The organism is Mucilaginibacter sp. SG564, assembly GCF_013149275.1.
Lineage (GTDB): Bacteria > Bacteroidota > Bacteroidia > Sphingobacteriales > Sphingobacteriaceae > Mucilaginibacter.
This window is the reverse complement of record NZ_JABGNA010000002.1, coordinates 205,081-223,822: the sequence shown is the minus strand read 5'-3', so window position 1 is coordinate 223,822 and position 18,742 is coordinate 205,081. Positions and strand designations below refer to the sequence as shown.

The 18,742-nt window shown below is 44.3% G+C and carries 14 protein-coding genes; 7 read left to right on the top strand and 7 right to left on the bottom strand.

The features are described 5' to 3' along the window. The first annotated feature begins 15 nt into the window (after positions 1–15). Together pepT and FHW89_RS05505 are read left to right on the top strand one after the other, a co-directional pair. Complete coding sequence (pepT, locus tag FHW89_RS05510) at positions 16–1,266, top strand: peptidase T (RefSeq protein WP_172334024.1); 1,251 nt, start codon at positions 16–18, stop codon at positions 1,264–1,266. 12 nt (positions 1,267–1,278) lie between these two features. Continuing rightward, positions 1,279–1,773 carry a GNAT family N-acetyltransferase gene (locus FHW89_RS05505; protein WP_216650491.1) on the top strand — a complete coding sequence of 165 codons (495 nt, stop codon included), beginning with the start codon at positions 1,279–1,281 and terminating at the stop codon, positions 1,771–1,773. Between the two features lie 172 nt (positions 1,774–1,945). Here the strand turns inward: FHW89_RS05505 and FHW89_RS05500 are convergent, their stop codons facing one another. From FHW89_RS05500 to FHW89_RS05490, 3 genes are all read right to left on the bottom strand, one after another. Beyond that, positions 1,946–3,997: a M13 family metallopeptidase gene (locus FHW89_RS05500; RefSeq protein ID WP_172334022.1), complete on the bottom strand. Its 2,052-nt coding sequence runs from the start codon at positions 3,995–3,997 to the stop codon at positions 1,946–1,948. 180 nt (positions 3,998–4,177) lie between these two features. After that, positions 4,178–6,229: a M13 family metallopeptidase gene (locus tag FHW89_RS05495; protein ID WP_172334021.1), complete on the bottom strand. Its 2,052-nt coding sequence runs from the start codon at positions 6,227–6,229 to the stop codon at positions 4,178–4,180. Positions 6,230–6,316: 87 nt separating this feature from the next. After that, the gene (locus FHW89_RS05490) at positions 6,317–6,559 is read right to left on the bottom strand and encodes a helix-turn-helix domain-containing protein (protein ID WP_076373966.1); all 243 of its coding nucleotides are present in this window, start codon (positions 6,557–6,559) and stop codon (positions 6,317–6,319) included. Between the two features lie 400 nt (positions 6,560–6,959). Between FHW89_RS05490 and FHW89_RS05485 the strand changes: the two genes are divergently transcribed. Together FHW89_RS05485 and FHW89_RS05480 are read left to right on the top strand one after the other, a co-directional pair. Beyond that, positions 6,960–8,099 (top strand): acyl-CoA dehydrogenase, encoded by a 1,140-nt coding sequence (locus FHW89_RS05485; protein WP_172334020.1) that lies wholly within the window; start codon positions 6,960–6,962, stop codon positions 8,097–8,099. Between the two features lie 221 nt (positions 8,100–8,320). Continuing rightward, the gene (locus FHW89_RS05480; protein ID WP_172334019.1) at positions 8,321–9,565 is read left to right on the top strand and encodes a peroxiredoxin; all 1,245 of its coding nucleotides are present in this window, start codon (positions 8,321–8,323) and stop codon (positions 9,563–9,565) included. A gap of 122 nt (positions 9,566–9,687) precedes the next feature. On the opposite strand, the gene FHW89_RS05475 is transcribed toward FHW89_RS05480, so the two are convergent. Both FHW89_RS05475 and FHW89_RS05470 read right to left on the bottom strand, forming a co-directional pair. After that, positions 9,688–10,437, bottom strand: coding sequence for an ABC transporter ATP-binding protein (locus FHW89_RS05475; RefSeq protein WP_172334018.1), 750 nt, complete (start codon positions 10,435–10,437; stop codon positions 9,688–9,690). 1 nt (position 10,438) lies between these two features. Further along, a complete protein-coding gene (locus FHW89_RS05470; protein WP_172334017.1) occupies positions 10,439–11,914 on the bottom strand; it encodes a DUF5687 family protein in 1,476 nt (491 codons plus the stop codon). Between the two features lie 206 nt (positions 11,915–12,120). Between FHW89_RS05470 and FHW89_RS05465 the strand changes: the two genes are divergently transcribed. Then, the gene (locus tag FHW89_RS05465) at positions 12,121–12,471 is read left to right on the top strand and encodes a hypothetical protein (protein ID WP_172334016.1); all 351 of its coding nucleotides are present in this window, start codon (positions 12,121–12,123) and stop codon (positions 12,469–12,471) included. A gap of 84 nt (positions 12,472–12,555) precedes the next feature. Here the strand turns inward: FHW89_RS05465 and FHW89_RS05460 are convergent, their stop codons facing one another. Continuing rightward, positions 12,556–13,836, bottom strand: a complete 1,281-nt coding sequence (locus tag FHW89_RS05460) for a replication-associated recombination protein A (RefSeq protein WP_172334015.1) — start codon at positions 13,834–13,836, stop codon at positions 12,556–12,558. A gap of 190 nt (positions 13,837–14,026) precedes the next feature. Here FHW89_RS05460 and FHW89_RS05455 point away from each other — a divergent pair, with 190 nt between their 5' ends. Next, the gene (locus tag FHW89_RS05455; RefSeq protein ID WP_172334014.1) at positions 14,027–14,674 is read left to right on the top strand and encodes a DNA-3-methyladenine glycosylase; all 648 of its coding nucleotides are present in this window, start codon (positions 14,027–14,029) and stop codon (positions 14,672–14,674) included. Between the two features lie 82 nt (positions 14,675–14,756). On the opposite strand, the gene cphA is transcribed toward FHW89_RS05455, so the two are convergent. After that, positions 14,757–17,390 carry a cyanophycin synthetase gene (gene cphA, locus FHW89_RS05450; RefSeq protein WP_172334013.1) on the bottom strand — a complete coding sequence of 878 codons (2,634 nt, stop codon included), beginning with the start codon at positions 17,388–17,390 and terminating at the stop codon, positions 14,757–14,759. Between the two features lie 270 nt (positions 17,391–17,660). Between cphA and FHW89_RS05445 the strand changes: the two genes are divergently transcribed. After that, positions 17,661–18,581 carry a cyanophycinase gene (locus FHW89_RS05445; RefSeq protein ID WP_172334012.1) on the top strand — a complete coding sequence of 307 codons (921 nt, stop codon included), beginning with the start codon at positions 17,661–17,663 and terminating at the stop codon, positions 18,579–18,581. Positions 18,582–18,742 lie beyond the last annotated feature (161 nt).

The window sequence follows — 18,742 nt, the reverse complement described above, 5'->3', positions numbered from 1 at the left end:
CTAATATATAGCTTTATGAATTTTAATTCATTACTAAACTTCACCGTAACCGAACGCTTTTTACGTTACGTTACCATTGATACGCAATCAGACCCCTCTTCTGTTTCATTTCCTTCAACAGAAAAACAAAAAGACCTGGCCCGCCTGCTGGTGAACGAACTACTTGCAATAGGTGTAGCCGACGCCCACATGGATGAGTATGGCTATGTATACGCTACCATCCCTTCAAATACCAGCAAACAAGTGCCCGTAATTTGTTTTTGCTCCCACATGGATACCGCGCCCGATTGCAGCGGAAAAAATGTAAAACCCATTGTTCATCGAAACTACCAGGGACAAGATATTATATTGCCTGATGATACCACACAAATTATAAAGCAGGCCGAACATCCCGACCTGAAAAATCAGATAGGGAACGATGTGATAACCGCAAGTGGTACCACTTTGTTGGGAGCTGATAATAAAGCCGGTGTTGCTGAGATCATGGATGCCTGTTACCAACTGATAAATCATCCCGAAATAAAACACGGAAATATCCGGATATTATTTACCCCTGACGAAGAAGTTGGGCATGGGGTTGATTATGTGGATATTGCCAAACTGGGGGCCTATGCTGGTTATACCATGGATGGCGAAAGCGCGGGTAATATGGAGAATGAAACTTTTTCGGCAGACGGAGCAAGACTAACCATCAACGGGGTAAGCTCGCACCCGGGTTTTGCCAAGGGGAAAATGGAAAGCGCCATCAAAATTGCCGGTGAGATCATCGTGGCTTTGCCTGATAATTTATCGCCGGAGCATACCGAAGAGATTCAGGGTTTTATACATCCTGTAGCTATTGAGGGGCATGTGGAAACCGCGGGGATTGATTTTATTATCCGTGATTTTGACGCGAATAAGTTAAGCAATCATGCTGATGTGATCCGTAAAACTGCAGACGGGGTATTGAAAAAATATCCGGCATCAACTTACAGTTTAGCCGTGAGTGAGCAATATCGCAACATGAAAACAGTGTTGGATAAGCATCCGGAAATTGTAGAGTATGCTATGGAAGCCATTAACCGTACCGGCATCACTGCCAAACTGTGCAGCATCCGGGGTGGTACCGATGGATCCAGGTTATCATTCATGGGTTTGCCTTGTCCCAATATATTTGCCGGCGAACACGCTTTTCACAGCAAACAGGAATGGGTATCGGTACAGGACATGCAAAAAGCCGTGGAAACCATATTGCACCTGTGTATGATTTGGGAAGAAAGAAGCTAATAATAAATGAATATGTATACGATAAGAACAGCCACCGTAAAAGATGTAGAAGCCATTATACAAATAGCCGACGAAACCTGGTGGGTAACTTATAGCCCGATATTAGAAAAAGAGCAGATCACCTTTATGCTGAACGAGATCTATGCGGCTGAAAAGATCAGTAAGCAAATTGAAACCGGTGCGCAAACTTTTATGCTGTTATTAGAAGGGGAAGAGCCTGTAGCCTTTGCCGCCTATTCGCCACGTGAAGAGAACGCTGATATTTATAAACTGCACAAATTGTATTGTCTGCCCAAAACCCAGGGTAAAGGCTATGGTAAAGTGCTGATCAACGAAGTGGTTCAAAGAACAACAGACGCCGGCAAAAGAATACTGGAATTGAACGTGAACCGTTATAACAACGCCAAAACCTTTTATGAAAAAATGGGCTTTGCCGTTGTTTCAGAAGACGATATAGCCATTGGTCCGTATTGGATGAATGACTATGTGATGCGCAAGGAGTTGTAGCTAATTTAATCAACGCATGTCATTGCTGAGAACTTTGCCCAGCCCTCTCCAAAAGGAAAAAAAACGCGTCATTGCGCAGCGTGGCAATCCCTAACTGTACAGAGCGGCTCTACAAATCGGGGATTGCCACGCTGCGCAATGACGGTATTTTTTGATATTTTTATAGGGACTTCTACCAGATCTTCACCCGCTTAGCCGGGTCTATCCACATCTTATCGCCTTTTTTTACCTTGAAGGCCTCATAAAATTCGGGCACATCGCTAAAGGGGCCATTCACCCGCAGGAAGCCAGGAGCGTGAACATCCGTTAAAATCTGGTTAGCGAGGGCTTCGTCACGGATCTGTCCAAGCCAGCCCAGTGCGTAACCTAAAAAGAAACGCTGCATGGGAGTTAATCCGTTTATCGGTTTGCCTTGTTTATATTGTTGGGTCTTTTTAAAAGCGTCGATACCTAAAACTATACCACCCAAATCGGCAATGTTTTCGCCAAGGGTAGCTTTGCCGTTTACATGCAGGCTATCCAATACTACATAACTGCTAAACTGATCAGCCAGTACTTTGGCGCGTTGGGTAAATTTAACCGAATCGGTAGGCGTCCACCAGGCTTTTAGATTGCCTTTTGCATCAAATAAACGACCTTCATCATCAAATCCATGGGTGATTTCATGCCCTATGGTTGATGCCGCTACATAACCGTAAGCCACAGCGTCATCAACCTCGCTATCCCTCACACCGGGAATGGTGAACTGGGCAGCGGGCAGTGTGATCTCATTATTGGATGGGCTATAGCTGGCATTGTAGGTTTGCGGTGTCATGCCCCATTCGGTATGGTCAACGGGTTTGCCTAATTTGTTAATGTTTACGGCATAAGCCCAATGCCTGGCACGCATTACATTGCCAGCGTATGATTCGCGGTCCATCACCAGGGTCGAAAAATCTTTCCATTTATCCGGATAGCCTACTTTGGGATGTATAGCATTGAGCTTTATTAAGGCTTTTTGCTTGGTTTCGGGGCTCATCCAGTCCAGTTTGGCAATATGTTCACGATAGGCTTGTCTGATAGCTTCCACCATTTCGGTATAACGCAATTTGGCCGTAGCCGGGAAATATTCTTTCACAAACAGCTGCCCCAAAGCTTCGCCCATCAATCCATTCTCTGTGTCCAATACGCGTTTCCAACTTGGTAACTGCTCTTTTCGTCCCGATATTACCTTACCGCTAAAGCGAAAGCTTTCCTGCTCGGCAGCAGCATTGAGATAAGGGGCATATGAGGATATCAGTTTCCAGCGGAGGTAAGCTTTCCAGTCATCAATGGTAAATGTTTTCAGCGCGGTATTAACTGCACGATAATACTCAGGCTGACCAACAATCACAGTATCTACCGGCTTTAGCTCCAGCGTTTTGAATACGGTAGTCCAGTTGATATTGGGGGTAAGCCTGTTTAATTGCGTAACGGTCATTTTATGATAATTGCGATATGGATCGCGCAGGTTTTCGAGTTTACGGCTGCTATCGGCCAGAAACTGTTCTATCTTAAAGGCACTTTCAGCTCCTTTAGCTGCCTGCTGCTCATCCCATCCGCTAATTTTGAGCATGGTTGGCAAATGTGTGCTTTTATAATCGGTGCGCACACGGGTAGTGCGGGCATCGGTTTTAAAGTAATAATCGCGGTTAGGCAAACCCAGGCCGGATTGCCCCAGTTGCAACATCATTTTTGAACTATTTTTGGCATCCTGACCAACCCGGCTACCGATGAAATTGCGGGTGCCGGTAGTGGTTAACACGGCCGCGGCGTTCAATATACCGTTAACATCGCTGGCCTGGTCTATCAGGGCCAACTGTGTTTTCAATGGGTTGATTCCTTGTTTTTCGATATTGACCGTATCCAAACCACTATAATAAAAATCACCGATCTTTTGGGTAGTACTTCCTTTTGGCGCGCTGGCGGCTAAGGCATCTTCATTGATTTTTTTTAACCGGTTGCGGATCTCTTCCTGTACCACATTGCCAATTCCCCAGCTGGAATATGCCGCGGGGATAGGATTGCGTTTAAGCCATCCGCCATTGGCATATTTAAAAAAATCGGTGCGCGGATCAACGGATTTATCCATATTGTCATAAACCGGATCGACCGGTTTATCTGCTTGCTGAACCTGGTAAGCACTTAGGGCTAAAATTGCTACAGAGGCACAGCCCAGAAGCGTTGCTTTGTAAAGTTTTATCATATGGTTATGTGTGTTTTACAGCAAATTTAAATAAAAACAAGCTGTTGATTTACTGTTGATTGTAACAGTGTTGATGGGGATTATTCGACTTAACGTTCAGTTGCGAGGAGATTGCTTCGTCGTACCTCCTCGCAATGACATGTGTTTTTATTGCTCCCCCTTTAGGGGGGCGGGGGGCTTCTACCAGATCTTCACGCGCTTATCCGGATCAAGCCACATTTTATCGCCTTTTTTGATATGGAAGGCTTCATAAAATTCAGGCACATCGGTAAATGGTCCGTTTACGCGCATAAAGCCGGGTGCATGCGGATTAGTAAGTATCTGACTGGATAGGGATTCCTGCCGATCCTGCCCGAGCCAACCCAGGGCATAACCCAAGAAATAGCGTTGCACCGGGGTTAATCCATTAATAGTTTTTCCTTCTTTATACTGGTCGGTTTTCTTAAAGGCATCCAGCCCTATTACAATACCGCCAAGATCGGCAATGTTTTCGCCCTGAGTGGCTTTGCCGTTCACATGCAGGCCGTAAATGCTGTAGCCATTAAACTGGTTCACCAGCATTTGCGCGCGCTGAGTAAACTTCACCGAATCCTGTGGCTGCCACCATGCTTTTAAATTACCTTCAGCATCAAACTGCCGACCCTCATCATCAAAGCCATGCGTCATCTCATGGCCGATGGTGGAGGCTGCTGCATAACCATATATTACCGCGTCGTCAATGTTTTCATCTTTAGCACCTGGAATAGTAAATATGCCGGCAGGCAATACAATTTCATTGTTTGAAGGATTATAATAGGCATTATAGGTTTGTGGTGTTATACCCCATTCGGTACGATCAACCGGTTTGCCCAGTTTGGCGGCGCTGTATTTATGCCACCAGTTATTGGCACGCATTACATTTAAAGCATATGGGCCACGGTTAATCTCCAGGTTCGAGAAATCCTTCCATTTATCCGGATAGCCTACTTTTGGCATTACCTTGCTCAGTTTATAATAGGCTTTTTCTTTGGTTTGTGGGCCCATCCAGTCCAGCTTTTCAATGTGTTCTTTAAAAGTAGCCCGCATGGCCTCTACCAGTTTCACATACCGCTCCTTGGTTTTTTCGGGAAAGTATTCTTTTACAAATATTTGCCCCAGTATTTCGCCCATAACGCCGTTTTCGGTATCCAGTACGCGTTTCCAGCGGGGCAGTTGTTCCTTTTTGCCGTTAAGAACAGTACCGTAAAAGCGGAAAAGTTCTTCATTAAAAGGTTTACTCAGGTAAGGGCCAAACTCCGAAACCAGGTTTTTGCGGAGATAGTTTTTCCAGTCGTCTATACTATAGGCATGGAGTGCCTTGCTGAAAGCCCGTTCATATTCGGGCTGACCAACAATAACGGTATCCACATTTTTATAGTCCATTTTTTCAAATGTCGATTTCCAGTCAACCTCAGGTACCAGCTTACTTAAGCCGGCAAGCGGCATTTTGTTATAATTATGATAAGGGTCGCGCAGGTCTTCGAGTTTGCGGCTGCTATCGGCCAGTGACTTTTCAAGGGCATATATTTGTTTGGCGGCAACCGTAGCAGCATCAGCTTGCAAACCAATTAGTTTAAACAGTGTGGGCAGGTGTTTTTGCTGGTAATCATTTCGTAAGGTAACGCTATGAGCGTCGGTATTAAAATAATAATCACGATCGGGCAGGCCTATACCATCCTGACCCAGTTGCAAAACAATCTTACCACTGTTTTTGGCATCCTGACCGGCATAGGTACCCAAAGGCGTAGTAACGCCGATAGTACTCAGGTGCGCAAACTCCTCGATTAAGCCTTTAATATCTTTTACCTGGTCAATTTTGGAGAGCTCATCTTTGAGGGGCGATAAACCTTGCTTCTCGATATCAACGGTATCCATGCCGCTGTAGTAAAAATCGCCTATTTTTTGGGTATTGCTGCCTTTGGGGGCATCGGCTTTAAGCGCATCCTCATTTATTTTTTTCATGCGGTTGCGTAATTCCTCTTCTACCACATTACCAATTCCCCAGGAAGCATAGGCTGCCGGTATCGGATTTTTTTTGAGCCAGGCGCCATTGGCGTATTTAAAAAAGTCGTCCCCTGCCTTTACGGAAGTATCCATGTTTTTAAACACCGGATCGTTATCGGCATAAGTCTTGGTTTTATCATTACAAGACGAAAGTGCCAGCATGCCAAAGATAATAGCGATAGCTGTCGCAGTGAGTGTTCTTTTGATCATAAACTTTTAAGTGTGTATGTTAAAAAATACAACGGATGTATGGAATAATAGAATTTGAAATAGCAATTTAATAAAAAAAATACCTGTTTAATAAATGCCTTGAAAAAAACCGGCTAAAGAAACATCAAAATAGTAACAAACTTTCCTTAAAGTATCCAGTCTGATATCTATTTTGCCCGATTCTAAGCGAGCTATATTGATGTTTGTTTCGGTAAAAAATTTCTCCTGGGTTACCTGATTCTGCCTTCGCAGATTTTTAATTTGCAGCGCTACTTTTTTCTTAAAGGCTTCGTCGGAGTTGTTAAGATATTCAAAATCAGTAAGTAGCATAGGTGGTATCGGCTTGGTTTATAAATAGGAAAGTTACCTTTATGAAAAAATAAATAATTATAAGTATTTAAAATTGCGTAAAAATATTGATAATAATATATGTCTGAACAGATATTTACTGACGTTTAAGTTAGCGAAAATTTAAAATTGTGGCAACAAAATTGTTTACTACAACTCGCCCTGCATTTGATCTGTGAAAAAATTAAAAAATCATCTACCAATGAAAAACTTTTTTTGAATTCTCAGACGCCCAAGTTGAGATTTTTTGTTCTTTGTTTTGGGTTTAATCAATAGTTTAAATTAATTAGGGGAAAGGGAGCTTTGAAAAAAGCTCTCTTTTTTTATGGAATAAGTTTGCTATGCATGCATAGTAATTGCTATATTTATTTTTTTAAATATTATGCATTTCGAATTTACAGAAGAACAACTGATGATACGCCAGGCGGCCCGCGATTTTGCACAAACAGAATTAAAGCCGGGAGTAATAGAACGCGATGAACACCAAAAGTTTCCGGCCGAGCAGGTAAAAAAACTGGGAGAGCTGGGCTTTTTAGGAATGATGGTTTCGCCGCAATACGGTGGGAGTGGTATGGATGCCATATCCTATGTATTGGTGATGGAAGAACTCTCCAAGGTCGACGCGTCGGCGTCGGTAGTGGTTTCTGTAAATAACTCCCTGGTTTGCTATGGACTGGAAAAATATGGTTCCGAAGCGCAAAAACAAAAATACCTGGTACCCCTGGCTAAAGGTGAAGTGATAGGCGCTTTCTGCCTTTCGGAACCGGAAGCCGGCTCGGATGCAACTTCGCAACGTACCACCGCCATTGATATGGGCGACTATTACCTGCTTAATGGCACCAAAAACTGGATAACCAACGGTAATTCCGCATCTACCTATATTGTGATGGCCCAAACAGATGCTTCTAAAAAGCATCATGGCATTAATGCGCTTATTGTTGAGCGGGGTATGGAAGGGTTTACCATAGGCCCCAAAGAAAATAAAATGGGCATTCGCGGATCTGATACACATTCCCTCATGTTTACCGATGTAAAAGTGCCCAAAGAAAACCGCATTGGCGATGAAGGCTTCGGGTTTAAATTTGCTATGAGCACCCTGGAGGGTGGCCGTATTGGTATTGCCGCCCAGGCATTAGGTATAGCCTCAGGTGCCCATGAGCTGGCCGTTCAATACGCCAAAGAACGTAAAGCTTTTGGTAAAACCATTGCCGATTTGCAGGCCATCCAGTTTAAACTGGCCGATATGGCTACCGAAATTGAAGCGGCCCGCTTATTATGTCTTAAAGCAGCCTGGTTAAAGGATCATGGCAAATCATATACACAGGCCGGTTCCATGGCCAAGCTTTTTGCATCCGAAGTAGCTATGCGTACCACAACAGAGGCGGTGCAGATACACGGAGGTTATGGCTTTGTAAAGGAATATCATGTAGAGCGCCTGATGCGGGATGCCAAGATCACCCAGATTTATGAAGGTACATCCGAAATTCAGCGTATTGTTATATCGCGTGGGGTTTTGAAATAGTTTATAAAAAATGATTGCCCGGTATGGGTGTCATGCTGAGCTCCGTCGAAGCATGGTGGGTAAGTCTCTGTGCTCTACCCTTCGACGGCGCTTAGGGTGACACCCTTTTTATATGTTTTTGTTACATGTTCAAACGTGTGTGAGCCTAAATAGTTTTGAAATAGTTGCCATGTTTTCATACTTTTGACAAAGTATATCAACTTAGTAGACTATTTTAAAAAATGAATTATAAATCGATCATCACGGCACTGATCTTCGTTTTAATTTTACAGGCATCAAACGCGCAAACCAAACTTAAAACAGGGGTGTGGCGCGGCGCACTTAAATCAAAATCAGGTATAGATATCCCCTTCAACTTTGAAGTGAAAGATAATGCTGGCAAGCAGGAACTGTTTGTACTCAACAGTTCCGAGCGATTAAAAGTAACCGATGTAAGCAGCAAAGGCGACTCGGTATTTATCCACATGCCCCTGTTTGATTCGGAATTTAAACTGAAAGTGGAGGCTGGCAATTTAAAAGGAAATTGGGTACGGCATTTAGGTGAGCGCGATGCATTGATCGAATTTTCGGCCGAGCCAAATACCTCATGGCGCTTTACGTCAAGTCCCGAAAAACCAACCTTTGATATTAGCGGTCGCTGGTCGGCGGTGATTGGTGAGGGTGAAAGAGCCGATACCACCGTTGGCGAGTTTAAGCAAACTGGCAACAAGCTTACCGGTACATTTTTAACCACCACCGGCGATTACCGCTTTTTGGAAGGATCGGTATCGGGCAATCAATTATTGCTATCCTGCTTTGACGGTGGGCATGCTTACACCTTTACGGCAACAGTTAAAGATGCGCAAACCATAACCGATGGCAAATTTGTAAGTGTAGGATCAGTACAAGCCTGGACAGCCGTAAAAGATGCTAACGCCAAACTCCCCGATGCTTATTCGCTTACCGCGCTAAAGCCTGGCTACAAGAAAATAGATTTCACCTTTAAGGACATGAATGGCAAGGAAGTTTCGCTTCAGGATGCCCGTTACAAAAATAAAGTGGTGATTGTGCAGATACTGGGTTCCTGGTGCCCAAATTGTATGGACGAAACAGCCTACATGGTAAACTATTACAAAAAATTTCGACCCAAAGGTGTAGAAGTTATTGGCTTAGCTTACGAGCGCACCAATGATTTCGAAAAATCAAAAAAGGCTTTACAGCAGGTAAAAAACAGGTTCAATGTGCCTTACCCTTTACTGATAACCGGATACACCAGTAACAAGGTGGAAACCGCCAAGAGCCTGCCCATGCTGGCCAAAGTAGTGGGTTTCCCCACCACCATTATTATTGACAAAAGTGGCGATGTACGCAAGATCCATACCGGTTTTAGCGGCCCAGGCACCGGCGAATATTATACCGAGTTTATCAGTGAGTTTGAAAAACTGACGAATGATTTGCTGGCTGAAAAGGCAGAGGCTTCTAAATAAATATAAAACTTGTCATTCTGAACGTAGTGAAGAACGATCTCTTGAACGTAGTGAAAAATCTATTATTCAACTATGCATAATGTTGAATAGATCCTTCGTTCCTCAGGATGACAAATTTTCTTTTAATGATTTTCTTCTTCGTCAATTTTAACAACCGGCGTCGCACCCACAGTTTGCCCCACACCAAAATAATCTTCCAGCTCGCTTAGTGTTGATGAACTGGTGGCGATGTCTTTAATGATCACGCCTTTTTCCATCAACAGGATGCGGTCGCATACATCGGTGATGTGGTTCAAATCATGGCTGGATACAATGGTGGTAACACCTTTGCTTTTGTTGGCATCCTTCAGCATATTTTTCAGCCTGAACTGTGTGCTGGGGTCGATATTAGCAAAAGGTTCATCCAGCATCAATAATTGCGGGTTTTGCAGCAGGCATGATGCCACGCCCACTTTGCATTGGTTACCTTTGGATAGGTCACGGATGTATTTGCCGCGGTTTAATATTTCGCCATTAAAAAAATCGCCTAAAGCAGTCAGCGTTTCATCAACCTGAGCCCGGCTTTGCTGGTGCAGGCCACCAATAAAATACAGGTACTCTTCTGGAGTAAGGTATTCTATCAAAAAGCCCTCATCCAGGTATGATGCGGTATAAGCTTTCCAATGCTCATGCCCGGCAACTATCTCGCCATTGGATGTTATTTCACCGCTTTCGGGCAATATCAGGTCCAGGATCATACGGAACAGCGTAGTTTTGCCTGCACCATTATTGCCAACCAGGCCAACACTTTCGCCTTTGGCAATAGATAGGTGAGGGATATCAACAACAGTAACGTTGCCGTATATTTTTTTCAGGTTCTTGATCTCGATCATATTATTTGTTTCTGAAGCCTTCGGCTATCCGGTATCTTTTAGAGTAGTAGTCGGCCTCCAGTTGTTTAATCCAATAATTACGGGTTAGTATGGCTATAAAGCCTGTTACCGCCAATAAGGCCAGGCCAATATCCGGATGTTTGAAAACAGCAAAGGGCGTATAAATAATGTACGGCGTTAATATAAGGGGCAGCGTTAACAAAAGCTGACTGGCGCCAACGCCTTCCCAATTCATAGTGCCGCTTTTAGACAGGTCGATACGTTTAAAGTTGCGATTGGCAAAAAACAATACAATAGTAGTTGTTACGCCAATATTCCACACGCACATTACAAAATGCACCAGCAAAACATGCCAGCCAAAATAAACGTATGGTATGGTGAGTACAAATGATATTGCAGATACAGTAGTAAACAACAGATATTTAGCTTTTACGAAATCGCTGAAGTTTATTTTGCTTACCAGGATACCATCAAAGTGTGAAGCCTGCCAGCCAAACATAAACTGCCCGTAATTAACTACAAATGCTCCCGTCATATACATACCCGCAAAAAGGTACCAACCCTGGCCAAGGCTTTTATTGGTATAAAAAATAAGCCCGTAAAACATAAAAAACAAACCGATGATCAATGACGATCTTGATCGTTTATTGCGGAATACCAGTTTAATTTCATTGGCCGCAAGATCACCTATGGTGCCAAAGCGAGATAAGAATGGAATATCGGTATTGCTTTTGTATATTTTTACTTTACGGGCTGTGAGGGTTTCGAGATAAAGATTTTGTTTGAGATACAAAAAGTTAAAATAGTACATCACTATACCCAGCAGTGCTGGTATGATGGCCAGTATCGGCATAGTAAGCAAACGGCCAAAAAATGCGTAAGATATATTGTGCAGTGAATAAAAATGCCACCAGAAATCGGCAATAACGATCAATATCAAAACAGCTGCGGTTATCAAAAATATCCAGCCGTTCAGGTTTGATTTTCTTTTTAAATATAAGGCCAGGTAGTTATTGAAAACCGAGATCCCTATAATTGCCACAACAAATGCCAATGCCACTATAATGCCTGAATCCGGAGCTATTATTTTAAAGATAAAAGGTAAAAACAATAGGAAAGGCCACAAATTGAACATGGAAAAAACGGCGGTAATAGCCAGATAGCCAACGAGTGTATTCCTTTTGATGGGCAAATGCAAGTACGGCTGTACTCTAAGGGTGGGCAGCTCTTGCAACTGCAGGCGCATAAACAGATCAAACAAAAAATAAATAAGAACGATACCGCAAAATGATTTTACCAGGTCGTCATTAGGGAATGCAATTTCCAGTATCTTATCCATGCCAATTCCGGCCAGCAATATGCAGCCAAAGAGGTAAAGGATCAAGAAGATCATCACTATGCGTACAGCTATACTTTTACCCGTGTTTTTTGATCGCCAGAAAGCTTTTAATTCATGCCTGATGAAAGTAGATATCATGAGTGTTTAAAGTATTAGGTGAAGTATGGGCTCAATATACAAAATTATTAGAGGCAAGAGATAAGAGGCAGGAATCAAGAAGGAGAAAAAAGCATTTATTTACTTTCGAAAGAAGTACATAAATGCTTTTAAAGTATTAATTATAAGTGTGTTAAACCAAAACCAAAGAATGAGTCTATCAATTAAACAACAACTCAATTTAACTTATGAAAACAGCAATTCTGATCCCGATATTGATTATTGGTTCGGTTTATCATGCCTTTGCGCAGAAAAATGGCAAAGCCAAACATATGACCATCACCATTATGGAAACATTTTCTGGGAGGGGACGTGTCCCGAATATGTTTATTACCAGGGATGATACGGCACAGGTTCAGAAATACGTGGAGTTTAGCCTCAAGGTTAAAGTGAAAGACATGGATGCAGCTCATGAAGCCCAAATCATGCAATTATTACAACCCTATTATAAGAATGGCTGGAAGCTGGTTACCGCGGGAGGTGTAAAAATTTGGGGTGACGAAAACGCATCCAGGTTTTTCTTTATCAAAGACGAGTAAACTAGAGAACCAAGACATTAAGAGTCAGGAATCAGGACAAAAAAGCCGATCAATTGTTTTTTCCTCCGGTCTTGATTCTCCAAACTAATATTTATATCTATCGCCCCAGAGTTTTCTGAGTTTTTCTTTTGATTCATTTTCTTTGGCGTTGTTGCCGGGTTGGTAAATTTGCGCGCCGCGGATAGCATCAGGTAAAAAATCCAGATCGGTAAAATTGCCCTCGTAGCTATGGGCATATTTATAGTCTTTACCGTAGCCTATATTCTTCATGAATTTTGTTGGGGCGTTACGCAGATGCAATGGAACGGGCAGATCGCCGGTTTGGCGTACCAATGCTATAGCCGCGCCGATAGCTGTTGTGGCCGAATTACTTTTGGCCGATGTTGCCAGGTAAATAGCCGTTTGCGATAATATCAGTTGCGACTCAGGCATGCCGATCTTGTTAACCGCCTCAAAACAGCTTTGAGCCAGTAACAGGGCATTGGGATTGGCATTGCCAATATCTTCCGATGCCAGGATGAGCATACGCCGGGCGATAAACAAAGGGTCTTCGCCGCCCACGATCATACGAGCCAGCCAGTATACGGCGCCATTCGGGTCAGATCCCCGCATGGATTTGATAAAAGCCGAAATAATATCATAATGCTGCTCGCCGGTTTTATCATACAGGGCCATGTTTTGCTGTACGTGTTCCAGCACCACCTCGTTGGTTAAAACTATCTCTGGCGTATCAAAGGCATTGATGAGCAGCTCAAATATATTGAGCAGCTTACGGGCATCGCCGCCGGAAAGGCGGAGCAGGGCTTCATGCTCTTCGATCACGATCTTTTTATCCTTGAGCACTACATCCTCTTTCATGGCCTTATCCAGCAGGTTGAGCAGATCTTCCTCTGCCAGCGGTTGCAGGATATACACCTGGCAGCGCGAAAGCAAAGCGGAGATCACCTCGAACGAAGGATTTTCGGTAGTAGCACCGATGAGTGTTACAATACCCCGCTCTACGGCACCTAACAAAGAATCTTGCTGAGATTTGGAAAAACGGTGGATCTCATCAATAAATAATACAGGTAATGTTTCACCCAATTCCTTAAGCTGTGATGCTTTTTCAATCACTTCCCTTACATCTTTTACACCAGAGTTGATAGCGCTCAAAGAGAAGAACGGCCGGTAGAGCGACTGCGAAATGATATAAGCTAAAGTAGTTTTACCAACCCCCGGAGGCCCCCAGAATAACATGGAAGGCAGCGAGCCCGATTCAATGGCTTTACGAAGAACCGCGCCCGGCCCTACAAGGTGTTTTTGCCCCACATAATCGTCGAGCGATCCCGGGCGCATACGTTCGGCTAAAGGCGGCAGATTGTTCATAAAGGTAAAATTCAGAAAACTAAATGCTAAATCCTAAAAAAATTAGTAATTTAATCGGCGCCATACCCCGCCGTCAATTGCGAGCGCAGCGTGGCAATCCCCAATAGGCAAGGCCAACTTGCTTTACTACTCTGTAAAGTTAGGGATTGCTGCGCTCGCAATGACGCGTTTTTTATATGATAACAAACCTATGTTAAAACAGTTTAACCATTCCAACTATCATTCTATTTGCGATAAGCTTGCCCAATCTGATGCCGACTTGGCCAATATCATTAAGGCTCATGGTTATCCGCCTTTATGGTCACGGCCCAATACGTTTGAAACTTTGGTGCACATCATCCTTGAGCAACAGGTTTCGCTGGCATCGGCTTTATCTGCGTTGAATAAACTGCGGGGATATATACAGGAGATCACTCCGGCAAGAGTATTGCTGCTGACCGACGAAGAGTTTAAAGCCTGTTATTTTAGCCGTCAAAAAACTACGTATACCAAATACCTGGCCGAGGCTATCCTGACCGGACAGATCAACCTGGCCGAACTGGAACAATTACCCGATGATGTTATCCGCGCCAAACTCACGACCCTCAAAGGCATTGGCAACTGGACCGCCGACGTATACCTGATGTTTGTACTCCAACACGCGGATATTTTCCCGATAGGCGATCTGGCCGCGGTAAACGCGCTTAAAAGAGTAAAATCATTACCCAAAGAAACTACCCGGGAAGAGCTGATAGCTATTGCCGAACAATGGACACCATACCGAACAGTGGCGAGTATGTTGTTGTGGCATTATTACTTAGCCTCACCTAAATCCTCTCCAAAGGAGAGGACTTTATAAAAAAAGCCATTTTGTTATTTTACAAAATGGCTTTCATAATACTATTCAAAGCCCTCTCCAAAGAAGAGGGCAGGGTGAGGCTCTAAACATTAAACAACCCGTTCCGTTCCTGTTCCTGGTAGTTTTGAACAGTTTCGATGGCGTTATCTATTACATCGCTCAGGGCGGTGATGAACGTGCCGGGTTTGGCCAGGCTCATGGCGTGTTTTATGGCATCAACCTCTTTGGGAATTACTTCTACTGGTTTGTTCACATCAACAGATTCGATGCCTTCTCTGAGTAAACCGATGATGTTTTCGGCGGTACGGCCGCGCAGGTGTTTTTCCTGGCGCAGGATGATATAATCAAACATTTCGGCCGATAGTTTGCCAAGTTCACGAATGTCGTCATCTCGTCTGTCGCCAGTACCGGCTATGATGCCTATCTTGAGTGGCGAATCGATATGTTTTAAGAACTCTTTGATGCCGTTATAACCATCCGGATTATGCGCGAAATCGATCATAAAGCGGAAATCCTTGAACTCAAAGATGTTCATCCGTCCCGGAGTTTGCGCTGCCGATGGGATAAAGGTTTCCAGCGACATTTTGATATCCTCGGTTTTGAAGCCCCATAAAAACGTGGCCAGCGTGGCGGCCAGTACGTTTTCGATCATGAAAGGCACGGTACCCCCAAAGGTAAGCGGGATGAGGATGGTACGCTGCACGCGGATCTTCCAGTCGCCTTTTTGAATGGTGATAAAACCGTTTTCGCAAATGGCGGCTATCCCCCCTTTACGGCAATGCGACTTGATGATGGGGTTATTTTCATTTAAGCTGAAATAAGCGATGTTGCAATCAGCCTTATTGCCAATGCGTACGCAATGCTCATTATCGGCATTTAAAACACCCCAGCCATCTTTTTTAACTGAGTTCAATACCACACTTTTTACACGGGCCAGGTCGTCCAACGAATGGATATCGGCCAGTCCCAGGTGATCTTCCTGGATATTGGTTACTACGCCAATATCGCAAAAGCCAAAACCCAGACCTGAGCGGAGGATACCCCCGCGGGCAGTTTCCAGCACGGCAAAGTCGACGGTTGGGTCGCGTAGGATAAACTCGCTGCTTACCGGGCCGGTGGTATCGCCTTTGAGCATCATATTGTTCTGTACGTAGATACCGTCTGACGTGGTAAAGCCTACGCGGTGGCCATTGTTTTTCACAATGTGAGCTATCAGGCGAGTTGTAGTAGTTTTACCGTTGGTGCCGGTAATGGCAATAATAGGTATCCGTGCCGATTTACCGGTAGGATAAAGCATATCCAGCACATGGCCGGCTACGTTGCGGGGTAGGCCTTCACTTGGAGCAATGTGCATCCGGAAACCCGGCGCGGCATTTACTTCCAACACCACACCACCGTTTTCGGTCAACGGTTCAGTAAGGTTTTCGGCCATGATATCAATGCCGCATATATCCAGACCAATAATTTTGGAGATGCGCTCGCAGATAAAAATATTTTGCGGGTGCACATGGTCGGTTACATCAACAGAAGTACCGCCTGTGCTCAGGTTGGCCGTTGATTTCACAAATACCTTTTCGCCTTTGGCTGGTACGGTTTCCAGCGTATAGCCTTTTTTCTCCAACAGATCAAGTGTATCGCGGTCAATATCGATCAGCGTTAAAACTTTCTCATGTCCGTAACCACGACGAGGGTCGGCATTTTCTTTGTCGATCAACTCCTGTATGGTGAGGCTGCCGTCGCCAATAACGTGGGCCGGATCGCGCAGGGCGGCGGCTACCATTTTATTGTCGATCACCAGTACGCGGAAATCAAAGCCGGTAATAAAACGTTCTACAATTACTTTGTAGGATATTTTGGCGGCATGCTGGTATGCAGCAATGGCTTCTTCCTCGGTTTTAATATTGATGGATATGCCGCGCCCGTGGTTGCCGTTAAGCGGTTTAAATACCAGGGGGAAACCTATCTTGCGGATAGCTTCAGCCACACCTTCGATAGAGGATATGGTAATACCTTTGGCAACGGGAATGGCCTGCTCTTGCAGCATGCGTTTGGTTTCGTCCTTATTACTGGCAATATCAACGGCTATACTGCTGGTTTTTTCGGTCATGGTAGCCCGGAAACGAACCTGGTTTTTGCCATAACCCAGCTGCACCAGCGATTGATTGTTCAATCTGATCCAGGGGATATCACGGGCAATGGCTTCTTCTACTATGGAACCAGTACTCGGGCCCAGGCGGGTGTTCTCCCGTATTTCGCGCATTTGCTGTATATCGGCTTCCAGTTGCAGGGTATAATCTTCGCCAGCTATCAGGGCTTCGGCTATACGCACGGCCGATTCGGCGGCAAAAACACCTACTTTTTCTTCCAGGTAGGCAAACACTACATTATATACGCCCTTGGTTTTGGTTTCGCGGGTGCGGCCAAAACCGGTATCCATGCCTGCCAGGGTTTGTATCTCCAGTGCAATATGCTCTATCACATGCCCCATCCAGGTACCGGCGATAACCCGCTGAAAAAATCCGCCGGGTACGCCGGGCGAGCAGCGATGCGTGTACAGGCTGGGCAGCAGTGTTTCGAGCCGCTCATAAAAGCCCTCAATTTCATTGGTGGGCTTGTGCTCCATCTCCTGCAGGTCAAGCCGCATTTGTATTAATTTTTTACGACGGATGCTCCAGATGTTTGGTCCGCGTAACACTTGTATATTCTCGATCTTCATACCTTGGTTACAAAAATTTTAGCCGGCTTAATTTCTTTAAAACTATAAAACTTAATAGTGGAAATAAAACTTTTGAAGTTAAAAAGCATTAAATGTTCACAACAGCCTGCGTTTGTGCGGGTTTTTATCTTAATTTGTATTTAAAACCGGTTGATTAGGTAAAAAAGTTGACGGAGTAAGAGGTTATTTATGGGATATTACCCAATTTAGGCTAACTCGGTCGGCCTGAAATAGCCTGATCAGCCCCTTCAACTAAATATAATAATAACTATGACTGTCCCGAAAGGTAAACTAATCATTATAGGCGGCGCTGTTGACATGGGAAGTAACGTGACCATCCAGGAGCACATCATGCAGCCCGATTATATTAAATTTTTTGAACAGGGAATTTTAAAAAGAATTATTACCGAATCGGCCAAACACGAAGGTTCATTAATTGAAGTAATAACTACCGCATCGCAGATCCCCGAGCTGGTAGGTAACGAATATGTAAAAGCTTTTGGGCAGCTCAATGTAACCAATGTTAATGTACTGCACATTAAAACCCGGGAGGATGCGGCCAATCCCGAATATCTTAACCGTATCCGCAAAGCCGATGTGGTGATGTTCAGCGGGGGCGACCAATTGCGGCTTACAGCTATTTTTGGCGGTACCGAATTTTTACAAATACTGAAACAGCGTTACCAAAACGAGAACTTTGTCATCGCCGGTACATCGGCAGGCGCGGCGGCAGCTTCTACCCACATGATCTACCGCGGCCAAAGCAACGAGGCCCTCATCAAAGGCGAAGTGCAGATCACAGCCGGCCTGGGTTTTATCGACTCGGTAATTGTAGATACTCACTTTGTACAGCGTGGCCGTATTGGCCGCTTAATGTATGCCGTGGCTACTAACCCCGGCATTTTGGGTATTGGTTTGGGCGAAGATACCGGCTTGCTGATCACCGGAGGTAATATGATGGAAGCCATAGGCTCGGGATTGATCATCCTGGTTGATGGCCGGAATATTGTAGCCACCAATATTTATGATGTGGAAATGGGTTCGCCGGTATCTATTGATAATTTGAAAGTACATGTTATGTCTATATTTGATATATACGATTTATCACAGCACCGTCTGATCATCAAAAAAACAATGAAGGTAGAGGAAGGGGTGTTTATACAGGCGCCGGATAGCGATTTGTTACAATAAAAACCAATTAGTAGAGTCATCCCGAATTTATTTCGGGATCTCATCAGAAGGTTTAACCATCTTGTTAAAGCCATGCATGTGGGATGCTGAAACAAGTTCAGCATGACAGGCTGGTTTGCACACCCAAAATAAACCCATCACAAAAGAGTTATAGTTTATAC